General features: G+C 48.9%; 12 protein-coding genes. 3 read left to right on the top strand and 9 right to left on the bottom strand.

Translation table 11 applies throughout. The features are described from left to right. Window positions 1–64: 64 nt before the first annotated feature. The gene (gene dnaK / locus QUE66_RS07590; protein ID WP_286223444.1) at window positions 65–1,993 is read left to right on the top strand and encodes a molecular chaperone DnaK; all 1,929 of its coding nucleotides are present in this window, start codon (window positions 65–67) and stop codon (window positions 1,991–1,993) included. 80 nt (window positions 1,994–2,073) lie between these two features. Next, window positions 2,074–3,192 (top strand): molecular chaperone DnaJ, encoded by a 1,119-nt coding sequence (gene dnaJ, locus QUE66_RS07585; RefSeq protein WP_286223443.1) that lies wholly within the window; start codon window positions 2,074–2,076, stop codon window positions 3,190–3,192. On the opposite strand, the gene panB is transcribed toward dnaJ, so the two are convergent. From panB to QUE66_RS07555, 6 genes are read right to left on the bottom strand one after another with little or no spacing between them, the layout of a single operon-like run. Continuing rightward, window positions 3,189–4,004, bottom strand: a complete 816-nt coding sequence (gene panB, locus QUE66_RS07580) for a 3-methyl-2-oxobutanoate hydroxymethyltransferase (protein WP_286223442.1) — start codon at window positions 4,002–4,004, stop codon at window positions 3,189–3,191. The genes dnaJ and panB overlap by 4 nt on opposite strands. A gap of 15 nt (window positions 4,005–4,019) precedes the next feature. Beyond that, window positions 4,020–4,529, bottom strand: coding sequence for a 2-amino-4-hydroxy-6-hydroxymethyldihydropteridine diphosphokinase (gene folK, locus QUE66_RS07575; RefSeq protein ID WP_286223441.1), 510 nt, complete (start codon window positions 4,527–4,529; stop codon window positions 4,020–4,022). Between the two features lie 43 nt (window positions 4,530–4,572). Next, window positions 4,573–6,000, bottom strand: a complete 1,428-nt coding sequence (gene pcnB / locus QUE66_RS07570) for a polynucleotide adenylyltransferase PcnB (RefSeq protein ID WP_286223440.1) — start codon at window positions 5,998–6,000, stop codon at window positions 4,573–4,575. A gap of 20 nt (window positions 6,001–6,020) precedes the next feature. Further along, a complete protein-coding gene (locus tag QUE66_RS07565; RefSeq protein WP_286223439.1) occupies window positions 6,021–6,701 on the bottom strand; it encodes a histidinol-phosphatase in 681 nt (226 codons plus the stop codon). After that, a complete protein-coding gene (gene hda / locus QUE66_RS07560; RefSeq protein ID WP_286223438.1) occupies window positions 6,698–7,459 on the bottom strand; it encodes a DnaA regulatory inactivator Hda in 762 nt (253 codons plus the stop codon). Before hda ends, QUE66_RS07565 begins: the two co-directional genes overlap by 4 nt. Beyond that, window positions 7,459–8,448, bottom strand: coding sequence for an AI-2E family transporter (locus tag QUE66_RS07555; RefSeq protein WP_286223437.1), 990 nt, complete (start codon window positions 8,446–8,448; stop codon window positions 7,459–7,461). Before QUE66_RS07555 ends, hda begins: the two co-directional genes overlap by 1 nt. An 83-nt stretch (window positions 8,449–8,531) precedes the next feature. On the opposite strand from QUE66_RS07555, the gene purM reads away from it, so the two are divergent. Continuing rightward, window positions 8,532–9,578: a phosphoribosylformylglycinamidine cyclo-ligase gene (purM, locus tag QUE66_RS07550; RefSeq protein ID WP_286223436.1), complete on the top strand. Its 1,047-nt coding sequence runs from the start codon at window positions 8,532–8,534 to the stop codon at window positions 9,576–9,578. Here the strand turns inward: purM and miaA are convergent. Genes miaA through murJ form a run of 3 tightly spaced genes read right to left on the bottom strand, consistent with a single transcriptional unit; the run spans window position 9,571 to window position 12,961 of the window. After that, a complete protein-coding gene (gene miaA, locus QUE66_RS07545) occupies window positions 9,571–10,542 on the bottom strand; it encodes a tRNA (adenosine(37)-N6)-dimethylallyltransferase MiaA (RefSeq protein WP_286223435.1) in 972 nt (323 codons plus the stop codon). The genes purM and miaA overlap by 8 nt on opposite strands. A 14-nt stretch (window positions 10,543–10,556) precedes the next feature. After that, entirely contained in the window at window positions 10,557–11,399 is an 843-nt protein-coding gene (locus tag QUE66_RS07540) for a SirB1 family protein (protein WP_286223434.1), read from the bottom strand. 5 nt (window positions 11,400–11,404) lie between these two features. After that, window positions 11,405–12,961, bottom strand: a complete 1,557-nt coding sequence (murJ, locus tag QUE66_RS07535) for a murein biosynthesis integral membrane protein MurJ (protein WP_286223433.1) — start codon at window positions 12,959–12,961, stop codon at window positions 11,405–11,407. Window positions 12,962–13,009: the final 48 nt, after the last annotated feature.

The following is a 13,009-nucleotide window of genomic DNA, read 5'->3' as shown; positions in this document are numbered from 1 at the left end:
TATGTAAAGTTGCCCCCATCTAGTCATTATTCGAAACAACGCCTCACCATCATTTGGAGCCATTATGGGAAAAATTATTGGAATTGACCTAGGAACAACCAACTCCTGCGTCGCAGTTATTGAGAACAACGCCCCGAAAGTCATTGAAAACGCTGAGGGTGCTAGAACCACTCCTTCCATCATTGCGTATATGGAAGACGGAGAGGTATTGGTTGGTGCGCCTGCTAAGCGGCAATCAGTCACCAATCCAAAAAATACAATCTACGCGGTTAAGCGTTTAATCGGTCGCAAATTTACCGATGCAGAAGTGCAAAAAGATATTGGCTTAATGCCTTACAGTATCATCGCCGCAGACAATGGCGATGCCTGGGTATCGGTGCGCGATAAGAAAATTGCCCCTCAGCAAGTATCGGCTGAAGTTCTACGCAAAATGAAAAAGACTGCCGAAGATTATTTGGGCGAAGAGGTCACCGAGGCGGTGATCACGGTACCTGCTTACTTTAATGATAGTCAGCGTCAAGCCACGAAAGATGCTGGTCGGATTGCCGGTCTGGAAGTTAAGCGCATCATTAATGAGCCTACTGCTGCTGCTTTAGCATTTGGATTGGACAAGCAAGACAAGGCTGATCGCAAGATTGCTGTTTATGACCTAGGCGGTGGCACCTTCGACGTCTCCATTATTGAAATCGCGAATGTGGATGGAGAAAAACAGTTTGAAGTGTTATCTACCAACGGTGATACTTTCTTAGGCGGTGAAGACTTTGACCAACGCATCATTGATTGGATCATTGCCGAGTTCAAAAAGGAACAGGGCGTTGATTTGAGCAAAGATGTTTTAGCTTTGCAGCGCCTAAAAGATGCTGCTGAGAAAGCGAAGATCGAGTTATCTTCCTCCCAGCAAACCGAAATCAACCTGCCTTATGTAACGGCCGATGCAAGCGGTCCTAAGCATTTGAACTTGAAGTTGACCCGCTCTAAATTGGAGTCTCTGGTTGAAGAGTTAATTACTCGTACCATGGGCCCATGCCAAGTGGCGATGAAGGACGCAGGGGTTTCTGCAGCAGACATTGATGATGTCATCTTAGTCGGCGGCCAAACTCGTATGCCGAAGGTGCAAGAGCAAGTCAAAGCTATCTTTGGTAAGGAACCGCGTAAAGACGTGAACCCCGATGAGGCGGTCGCGGTTGGTGCTGCGATCCAAGGATCAGTATTGGCTGGTGATCGTAAGGATGTCTTGTTGCTTGATGTCACACCGTTATCTTTAGGTATTGAGACCTTGGGTGGCGTGATGACCAAGATGATCCCCAAAAATACGACGATTCCGACCAAGCATGCTCAAGTGTTTTCAACGGCTGAAGACAATCAGCCAGCGGTTACCATCAAGTGCTTCCAAGGTGAGCGCGAGATGGCTAGTGCGAATAAATTGCTTGGCGAGTTTAATTTGGAAGGTATTCCGCCATCACCCCGTGGCTTGCCACAAATTGAAGTGACCTTTGATATCGATGCCAACGGAATCTTGCACGTCACTGCTAAAGACAAAGCATCTGGCAAAGAGAATAAGATCACCATCAAGGCAAACTCAGGTCTTTCTGAGGATGAGATTCAGCGGATGGTGAAAGACGCCGAAGCCAATGCTGAGGAAGATCGTAAATTGCTTGAGCTGGTCACCGTCCGAAATACGGCTGATGCCTTAGCGCACTCGACAAAGAAAGCGCTTGATGAGCATGGCGCAAGTCTTGATGCCTCTGAAAAGAGTGCGATTGAAGCGGCATTGAAAGAGTTAGAAGAAGCCATCAAGGGAAGTGATAAAGCAGCGATTGAGTCGAAAACGGAAGCATTGGCAAAGGCCAGTCAGAAGCTTGGCGAGAAAGCCTATGCTGCCGAGCAAGCAAAGGCTAACCCAGGCGCTGCTAATCCAGCAGGTGAGGCGAAAGCCAATAATGATGCTGAAGTAGTCGACGCTGACTTTAAGGAAGTGGATGACAAGAAGTAATTCTTAAAAAAGAATGATGCAAATTGGTGAGTCGGCCTTGTGCCGACTTCGCCTTTTTGGCCAAGAATAAGGAATGGGTTGTGGCAACTGGTAAACGTGATTTTTATGAAGTGCTAGGGGTTGGTAAAAATGCCAGCGATGAGGAGCTTAAAAAGGCTTATCGCAAATTAGCCATGAAATACCATCCTGATCGCAACCCTGATAATCCATCTGCCGAGGCAAAGTTCAAAGAGGCCAAGGAAGCCTACGAGACACTGGCGGACCCCCAAAAGCGCAATGCATACGATCAGTACGGCCATGCTGGCGTTGACCCAAGTATGGGTGGATTTGGGGGCGCTGCAGGTGGTTTTGCTGATGCCTTTGGCGATATCTTTGGTGATATCTTTGGTCAAGGAAGAAGTTCTGGCCCTCAGGTTTATAAGGGTGCCGACCTGCGCTATAACATGGAGATTACCCTCGAGCAAGCCGCTGAGGGTTACACCACGCAAATTCGAGTGCCTAGCTGGAGTAATTGCAAAACCTGTAGCGGTTCTGGTGCAGAGCCGGGCTCAAAGATTGAAGAATGCCCAACTTGTGATGGCCGCGGCCAAGTCCGGATTGCTCAAGGCTTTTTCTCAATGCAACAAACCTGCCCTAAGTGTCGTGGCACGGGCCAATACATACCGAAGCCCTGTAAGACCTGTCATGGCAGCGGCAAGATCAAAGAGCAAAAGACTCTCGAAATTAAGATCCCAGCCGGCATTGATGATGGTATGCGGGTGCGCTCCGTCGGTAATGGTGAGCCGGGTATTAACGGCGGACCTTCGGGCGATCTCTACGTCGAAGTGCATGTCAAAGAGCACCCCGTATTTGAGCGTGATGGCAGCGATTTGCATATTCAAATGCCTGTTTCATTTGCGACCGCCACCTTGGGTGGTGATATTGAAGTTCCTACGCTTGGCGGCAGAGTTGAGCTAACGATTCCCGAGGGAACTCAAACCGGCAAAACCTTCCGTTTGCGCGGCAAAGGAATTAAGCAGCTGCGTTCTTCCCTATTGGGCGATTTGTATGTGCATGTCCTGCTTGAGACCCCGGTGAAGTTATCCGAGGAACAAAAAGCATTGCTCTCTCAATTTGATGAGTCACTTCGAAGCGGTGGTAAAAAACACAGTCCTCAACAAGAGGGTTGGTTTGATCGCATGAAGAGTTTTTTTAATTAAGAGGCAAAGCAGTGCTCAGGTCCAGGAAATTTTCCGGACTTGACTTCACGAACATAGGCTTTAATTGCTGCCTCAATCGAGCTACTACCAGCCATAAAGTCTTTCACAAACTTCGGCGCTTTGCCGGGGCTAATTCCGAGTAAATCCGGCAGTACTAAAACTTGTCCGGAACAATTTGGCCCTGCTCCAATCCCAATCGTCGGAATATGAAGTGATTGAGTAATTTTTTCTCCGAGCGCTGATGGGATTGCCTCTAAGACAAGCATTTGAGCGCCTGCGGCTTGGCAGGCGTGCGCTTGTTCAAACATCAGAGCGCTGGCATCTTTTGACTTGCCTTGGACTTTATAACCACCAAGCAAGTGAACAGACTGAGGCAAAAGCCCCAAGTGAGCACAAACCGGAACACTGCGCTCGACTAAAAATTGAATGATATCGACCTGCCAACTTCCACCTTCAAGCTTGACCATGTCTGCCCCTGCGCGCATCAGCTCTGCGGCTGATTCCAGTGCTTGCACTGGGTCTCCATAACTCGCAAATGGTAGATCGGCAATTAAGAATGCATGGTGATTAGCCCGGGCAACGCATTGCGTGTGATAGGCCATTTCCTCAACGGTAACCGGGGTAGTGCTGCTATGACCTTGGATTACATTACCAAGCGAGTCTCCAATCAAAATCACTTCAATTCCACAGCGATTGAGAAGGGCGCTCATGGTGGAATCGTATGCGGTTAGAACCGCAATTTTCTCGCCATCGGCATGCATGGCCAATAACTTCGTGATCGTGATTGGCTTATCGCCTTGTAAATAACTCATAAGCCGATTTTAAGCCTAATGCAACTGTTGGTCGCAATCGCAGTGTTTGCAAGTGATGCGGGTGATGCGTTGGTGCGCAATATTCGGCAAAAGATTTTTTAAGGGGCCGTGGTTGGGTAAGAAAAAATCGGGGCAGATTTCAAGTAAAGGAAGAATCACAAATGAGCGTTCGGCAATGCGTGGATGCGGAATGGTGAGCTCAGAATGGTTTTGCTCAATACCTTCATAAAACAAAATATCAAGATCAAGGGTGCGGGGTGCATTGGCATAAGGACGTTCGCGACCAAACTGATGCTCGATTGATTGGCAAACATACAAAAGTCCATAGGGATTGAGTTCAGTATCAATCTCAACAACCGCATTGATGTAGTCACCACCTACAGCATTGACAGGCGCGCTTTGATAAAAGCAGCTTTTGTTCACGATCTGGATTTGAATATGCTGAGCCAGGCAGACAATCGCATCGGTGATGCTCTGCCGAGCATCACCAATATTTCCACCAAATCCAATAAAGGCCTGCGCCATGATTTCCCTACTAAGAATATGCGCTTACTTTACTGAAAATCAATTAAGTTTGCTTGGCGTCATTTGGCCCAGAATCGGCATGGGCATCAGGGTTTTGTTTTGGCTTTTTTGGCCTACGGCGCCTGTTTCTATTTGGGTTTGATGGGGTTTTGCCAGAAGCCAAATCCTCTAGCTTGGCACTTGCCAGCAAGGCTTCACGTTCGGGTAAATCCGCATGATAAAAGTCTGTCCACCATTGCCCAAGACCGGGTTTGCAATACCCTGTTTGGCCGCGTAGGAGCATGAAGTCGTAGCCAGCCCGAAAGCGCGGAACCTCCAGCAGTCGCTCGGGGTAGCGCCCCACTCGCTTTTCAAAACGCGGTTGCATGGTCCAGATATCCCGCATATCACCCTCATGGCGACGCTGAATGGTGATGCCGGTATGTGAGGGGGCAACAACGGCATCAATTGCAGCATGGAGTGCTGCAACGGGTGGCATCCCAGTATTTCGGAGTACTTGCCACTCCTTCTCTAGATCGGGCCAAAGTAGGGCTGCAAACAGAAAGCCAGGGGAAACCGATTTGCCCATTTGAATCCGTTCATCGGTATTGCGCAGCGTCTGTTCAATAAATTGGGCGGCTTGCGCATCTTCGAGTGCACGATCCATAAATGGTAGAAGCCCATGATGCAAGTTGGCGTGACGCAATGCCTGGATTCCGGCCCAAGCATGACCTGACATGAGTAACTTCAAAATCTCATCGAATAGGCGAGCGCTTGGAACGTCATGGATTAATTGGCCAAGCTCATGAATCGGTGCAAGGGTCTTGGGCTCAATCTGAAAACCTGTCTTAGCGGCAAAGCGAATCGCTCGCAACATACGCACTGGGTCTTCACGGTAACGTTTTGCTGGGTTGCCGATCATGCGAATCGTTTTAGAGCGGATATCCTCCATGCCACCGTGATAATCGAGCACTGTTTCTGAGCTAGGGTCGTAATACATTGCATTGATCGTAAAGTCACGGCGTGCAGCATCTTCGGCATGAGTACCCCAAACGTTATCACGCAGAATACGACCACTCTCGGCAATATGCTCACCCACACTTTCTAGCACTGCCCGAAAGGTAGAGACCTCGATAATTTCAGGGCGCTCTTTACCAAAATAAGTGACATGGACAATCTGAAAGCGACGACCAATCAAGCGTGAGCGCCTAAATAATTTTTGTACTTGCTCGGGGGTGGCATTGGTTGCTACATCGAAATCTTTAGGCGCGATCCCCAAAACTAGATCGCGAACTGCCCCACCCACGATATAGGCCTTATAGCCCGCTTGTTGCAGGGTATGAGTGACCTTGACTGCATTTTTTGAAAGTAAGGCAGGATCGATCCGATGGGTTTTCTTTGAAACCTTATGAGCTACTAGGGTGGCCCCAGATTGATCTGACTTTGGGCGAGGGCCTCGACGCAATAAGCGATCGATGAATTTAGTGATCATGAGGATGAGCTAGGATCAATTTAATGGAATAGTTCTAAGATCGGCCAATTTCGCTTCTCGGCTTCTGCGCGCAAGCGCACATCTGGATTGGTGGCTACTGGATTGGTTACTCTTTCCAATAGTGGCAAATCATTCATGGAGTCGGAGTAAAAGAAGCTTTGCTCGATGGATTCCAAGCGTAATCCCAAACCGGCTAACCAATCATTAACTCGAGTAATTTTTCCTTCCTTAAAGCTCGGAACTCCCACAATACCGCCTGTGAAATTTGCCCCTGGTTGATTATTCTCCGTGGCCGGTTCAGTAGCAACTAGATGTTCAATTCCAAAGGCGTTCACAATCGGGCGAGTGACAAAACTATTGGTAGCGGTCACCACACAACACAAATCCCCCGCATCTAAATGTTGTTGGACAAGCCTCATCGCTTGTGGATGAAGACGTCCATCGATCTTCTCTTGCATAAATGCACGATGCCAGCCCTCTAATTGCGTACGCGGGTTGTCAGCCAAGGGTTTTAGGGCAAAACGTAAGAATGCATCAATATCAAGCTTACCTATTTTGTAATCGGCGTAAAACTGATCGTTGGCTTTGGCATATTGCTCCCCATCAACAACGCCTAAGCGCACCAGAAATTGCCCCCACTCGTAATCGCTGTCAAACGGTAAGAGGGTGTGATCTAAATCAAACAGAGCTATGCGAGTCATGGGGTGTGTCCAGAAATTTGTAAGAGTTCACGAACCAAGGGTAGGGTAATCGCGCGCTTGGTCTCCAAAGAATAGGCATCGAGTGCATCGAGTAATGCCATCAAACTCGGCATATCTCGATAGAAATGATGAATCAACCAAGGCAAAACCTCGTTGGATAAGATCAAACCCCGCTCTTTTGCAGCGCGAGATAGCGCCTCGATCTTCTCTGAATCAGACAGCGGATGAACTTCAAAGATCAGCCCCCAGCCAAGACGGGTACGCAAGTCTTCTCGTAATGTCAATTGTGCAGGGGGCACATGCCCAGATAGATACACAAACGAGTGTGGTGAGGCATGTACTAAATTGAGTAAGCGAAAAAGGCTGGCTTGTTGATGCGTATCCAGCTGATCCACATCATCAACGGTCATGATGATCGGTGCAGGGTTTACCGCTGCAGAGAGTTTTTGCTCGGCATCGACCCAGGTACTCGGATCGTTGGGTAGCAGGCGAATCGATCCCATCCCAAGCGTTTGCGCTTGGTTTGCGATAGCGCTAAGAAGATGAGAGCATCCGGCGCCAGCGCTTCCCCACCAATAAAACCAGCGTCCCTCAATCGAGTGGGAAGCGGTCTTAGCAGGAGAGTTCCAACGAGCGATGGACTGGTTGAGTGCGTCAATCAGTGCCTCATTACCATTCGGTAAAAAATTGTGCAATGAGGGTTTAGGGGCTTGATTGATATCGAGCGCAAATTGACGGGGCAGTGCGGATGGGGCCATTACTTTTGATACCAGGTACTTTGGGCGTATTGCGACCATGCAAAGCGGATCAATACCAACACAACCGCGCTAGCTGGTAGGGCAAGTAACACTCCAAAAAATCCAAATAATTTAGCGAAGATTAGTAAAGCAAATAAAACCGCCACTGGGTGAAGCCCAATTCGTTCGCCTACTAAACGGGGGGTTAGGAAAAATCCTTCGAGCACTTGGCCAATCCCAAATACGACCAGCACAATCACGAGTTCAGGTCCAAGCCCAAATTGCAAAATGACCGATAGGATCGCCAGAATCAGACCCAGCGCAATTCCAATATAAGGAATCACAATCACCAAGGCGGTAAATACGCCTAGACCGAGTGCTCCATGCATACCTGTCAAACTCAATCCGGCGCTATAGAAAACCGCCATGATCAAAATCACGAGCATTTGCCCCCGCAGGTATTGCGATAGCAATAAGTCGGTTTCTAGTGCCAGCCTGAGCGCAGTGTCTTGATAGCGAATTGGAAGCAGTTGCTTGAGTAATTCAAAGAAGTGTTTCCAATCAATCAGCAGATAAAAAAGAACGAAGAGAATCAAGACAATATTGACGAGGCCGCCAAGTACGGAGCTACCAGAGGCTAAGATGGTTTCAAAACTCGTACTTAATATTTGGTTGGCGTTTGCAGAAAAATGAGCAGTCAATTTTTGCGTAATCGCATCTCGCAAAGCGAGCCAATCGATCTCAATATTCAGGCTGAGTAATTTAGGCCCCAGCCACGTTTGCAGACTTTGAAGCCAAATGGGTAGCTGAGCCTTAATGAGAGGAATTTCATAGCGCAGTAGATTAATCAGCAGTAACAGGATGATGAGAAAAACACCAAGCCCAAAAAGCATGCCGATGCTGCTGGCAAGGGTTTTACCAAGTCCTAGATTTTGAAGACGCAGAACCAAGGGCCTCAGAATGTAAGCCAAAATAAATGCAAATAGAAAAGGGGTAAAAATTTCAGCCATGGGCCTTCATACTCTAGAATTCAGAGATTCTAACGATGTAAATGACTGATCTGCAGGATTTACCCTTTTTTGAAGACCCATTTATGACTAATCCATCAAAAAGCCCAGGCTTGTCTTACCGTGACGCGGGTGTCGACATTGACGCTGGGGACGCTCTAGTTGATCGTATTAAGCCACTGGCAAAAAAGACTATGCGCGATGGTGTTTTGGCGGGAATTGGAGGATTTGGGGCTTTATTTGAGGTACCCAAACGCTACAAAGAACCCATTTTGGTATCCGGTACCGATGGGGTTGGCACCAAATTAAAGCTCGCTTTTGAGTGGAATGCCCATGAGACGATTGGCCAGGATTTAGTGGCGATGAGCGTGAATGACATTTTGGTCCAAGGCGCCGAATCTCTTTTCTTTCTCGATTACTTTGCATGCGGTAAGTTATCAGTCGATACAGCAGCCACCGTAATCGCCGGAATTGCCAAGGGGTGTGAGTTGGCTGGCTGCGCCTTAATTGGGGGTGAAACTGCTGAGATGCCAGGCATGTATCCGCCGGGTGAATACGATTTGGCAGGCTTTGCGGTTGGCGTGGTTGAGAAATCGAAAATTATTGATGGCTCCAGTATTCGGCCGGGTGACGCAGTTATTGGAATTGCATCTAGTGGTGCGCATTCAAATGGCTATTCCTTAATTCGGAAGATTATTGAGCGAGCTGGCGCAAAACCCAGTGAGACCATTGAGGGTAAGACCTTGCAAGAATTAGTTATGGCACCCACTCAAATCTACGTTAAGCAACTTTTAAATGTGATGTCGCAACATCCCTTGAAGGGATTGGCGCATATTACGGGTGGCGGTTTAGTGGATAACATCCCACGGGTGTTACCAGAGAATACCCAAGCAGTGCTGCGTCGTGATTCATGGAGCCTGCCACCGCTGTTTCGTTGGTTGCAAATGAAAGGCGGCGTTGCTGATGCGGAGATGGTGCGTGTCTTCAATTGCGGCATTGGGATGGTGGTTGTCGTTGAACAGCAAGAAGCAAAAGCTGTGATTGCTAGTATTGAACAGCAAGGCCTAAATGCTTGGTTGTTAGGTGATATTGCTCAGCGTCCAGAGGGAGCGCCACAAACGATTCTTATTTAAAGGATCTTTGGAGGGTGACCATCGCCATTGATTTTGCGGCTTGAAGTTCTGCTGGGTTCAATGGGTCAAACGTATGCCGCTGCATCGCTCTTAGCCAAGTCATCTGACGTTTACTGAGCTGTCGTGTGGCAGCGTATGCTTTTTGTTTCATCGTCGAGTAATCTACCTTGCCCTCTAAGTATTCCCACACCTGGCGATAGCCCACCGAGCGAATCGCCGGCAAATTAGTATGCAAGTCGCCGCGCTCAAATAAAGAGCGCACCTCGTCCATGAAATTATTTTCAAGCATTTGATCAAAACGTTCTTCAAGACGGGTATGCAGAGATTGACGGTTACTCGGTTCTAAAGAAATAACTTCAACGGCATGCTCGGAGAGCTCTGAATCACGCCCAGTAGCGCTTGGTGACTCTTCAAACAACTGAGATATGGGTTGGCCCGTTAATGCATAGACCTCGAGCGCTCGCTGAATTCGTTGGCTATCGTTAGGCTGTAGTCGACTTGCAGTGACTGGGTCAATTTGAGCAAGCTTGGCATGCATGCCGGGCCAACCCAGTAAGGCAGCCTCATCATCGAGCTGTTTGCGGGTTTGTGGATCGGCAGGGGGTAATTTGGAGAACCCATAGACCCAGGCTCGCCAGTACAGCATGGTTCCCCCCACAATGAGTGGAATATGTCCCCGCGCCTGAATCTCTTCAATTAATTGTTTTGCATCGCTAGCAAAATGAGCCGCTGAATAACTCTCGCTCGGATCACGAATATCAATCAGATGATGCGTAACCTCAGCTTGTTCAGCAGCAGTGGGCTTTGCTGTCCCGATATCCATCCCACGATAAACTAGGGCGGAGTCCATGCTGATGATCTCGATATTCAGATGCTGTTGGCGGCATTGCCTGGCTAACTCAAGCGCTAAATTGCTTTTGCCGACCCCGGTAGGGCCCACAATCGATAAAACCTTGGCCGACATCCGCTCTGTTGAAATTAATGTTGACGCACTTGATGCTCAAGCGTGGCAATATGCTCCCGGATTTCATCGGCATCTGAAGCGTTAGGAACTTCGGTGAGGTATTGCTGCATATCGTCGATGGCAGGGCGCAGATACTCCAATTGCGCATAGATTAGGCCGCGATCCCGAATCTCTTCCACGGCATCAGGCAAGAGGATCACAAGTCGCTGTTGAACCCCCAACAAGCGCTCCCAACGCTCATGTTCGGTATAAATGAGTTTGAGGTTGCGCAAGAAACGCGAGATGATCTCGCGGCAGCTGGAGACTCGCAAAAATACGTTCAGTGGGAGTTGTAACTCGCCAACATAACCCTTTGCCTCCAAATACGGATCGAGCATCTCTTGAAGTTCGTGCTTCGATAGGGATGCACCAGTCAGCGGATCCATAATGATCTCGCCTTGGGGTAAGGAAACGCGCAGCATAAAGTGATTGGGAAAGGACACCCCACGGATTTTTAATCCAATCTGATTGCCAAGCTCCATCATTAAGATCGCCAATGAAATTGGAATGCCCCGACGACTTTGTAAAACATGATGCAGATAAGAGTTCTCGGGGGCATAAAAATCATTGGGATTGGGCCCAAATCCAAGTTCGGTATAAAAGAAATGTTTGAGCTGTTGGAGTCGCTGCACCGCAGAAGCATCGGCGGAGATTCGTTTTTTGAGTCGATCGCCTAGCTGATCAATCTCATCGAGGGTATGTTGGACATCTAAATCAGGAAATGCATGTTGGGCTACTGCAATGCATGCCTCCGTGAGGGGAAAATGCTCGTCCTCAGCAACCAAGGTGGCAAAGTAGTCAAGTTGTTGAGTTGGCATATTTCCTATTTTGCATGACGCAGAAAATTTTGCCAGCGTAAACCGACGATCCACAGGCTGGCAAAGTAAATGATTGCTGCTGCACCCAACCAAAGACCAAGAAGACCAATGCGAATCAAGGGGTTGACTTGTAAAGCGAGCCAATCGTGTGCCTGTGCACCATAAAAAAGCACCATGCTCAGTGGCAATAGTCCAACAAGCAGTTGACCGAAATATTTGAACCAGCCAACCGCGCTTGGAAGGGCCCCACGTCGACGTAGCCCTAGCCACAACAGGGCTGCGTTTAAACACGCCCCAAGACCAACGGATAGAGCAAGGCCAGCATGGGCAAACAGTGGCACGAGCCCGATATTGGCGAGCTGTGTAAAGACTAAGACCACCAATGCAATTTTGACGGGGGTACGGATATCCTGACGTGAGTAAAACCCTGGGGCTAAGATCTTGACCAAAATGAGACCAATCAGACCTACACCATAGGCAGCCAGTGCTTGCCGGGTCATTTCCACATCCATGGCATTAAATTGCCCGTAGTGGTACAAAACCGCTGAGATTGGGGTACCAAACAGAAATAAGGCGATCGCGCAGGGCGCTGCCAGTAAAAAGGTGAGGCGCAATCCCCAAATCAACAACTCTCCAGCCTGCGCAGTATCTTGAGCGGCATTTGCTTTGCTAAGGCTTGGTAATAAAACAGTTCCAAGTGCAACCCCCAGCAGAGCGGTCGGAAACTCCATTAGGCGATCCGCATACGAGAGCCAAGAGACGCTACCGGTTTGCAAATGCGAGGCAATATTGGTATTGATGATGAGGGAAATTTGCGCAACGGAGACTGCAAATACAGCCGGTACCATGAGTTTTAGGACACGGCGGGCATCTGGATTTTGCCAGGCGGATTTGATTTTTCTGGGGAGCAGGCCAATGCGAGGCAATAATCCGAGTCGCATCAAGGCCGGAATCTGAATCGCCAGCTGCAAGACACCACCGATTATGACCCCGATGCTTAAGGCGTAAATCGGTTGCTCTAAGGTTGGCGCAATAAAAAGGGCGCCACCGATTAAGGAAAGATTGAGGAGTACAGGGGTGAAGGCGGGCACCGCAAAGCGCCCAAAGGTATTGAGGATGCCCGCTGACAAGGAAACCATGGAAATAAGGCCAATGTAGGGAAACATGACCCGTGTCATAAAGACGGTGGTCTCAAAGGCAGCCCCATCCTTGAGGCCCGCTGCAATAATAAAAACCAGGATTGGTGCCGCGACGACCCCAATCATGACTGTGAGACTGAGGGCCCAAAACAGAATAGTGGCAATCGCGTCGATGAGCGCTCGGGTCTGATTTTTTTCTCCCCGATTGGAGATTTCACCCAGGATTGGTACAAAAGCCTGGGAGAAAGCCCCCTCTGCGAAGAGCCGACGCAATAGATTGGGGAGTCTGAAGGCCACATTAAAGGCATCGGTCCACTCCGAAGCGCCAAAGCTTCTAGCGATCAAGGTTTCCCGAACCAATCCCGTAATGCGGGAAACCATGGTCAGGGAGCTTACCTTCGCTGCGGCGGAGAGGAGGTTCATGACCTGATTTTCCCTGATTTGGGGGAGGGGGTGGGCATTTTGGGGTCT

This window comes from Polynucleobacter sp. HIN6 (assembly GCF_030297575.1).
Lineage (GTDB): Bacteria > Pseudomonadota > Gammaproteobacteria > Burkholderiales > Burkholderiaceae > Polynucleobacter.
This window is presented reverse-complemented; position numbering and strand designations above follow the sequence as displayed.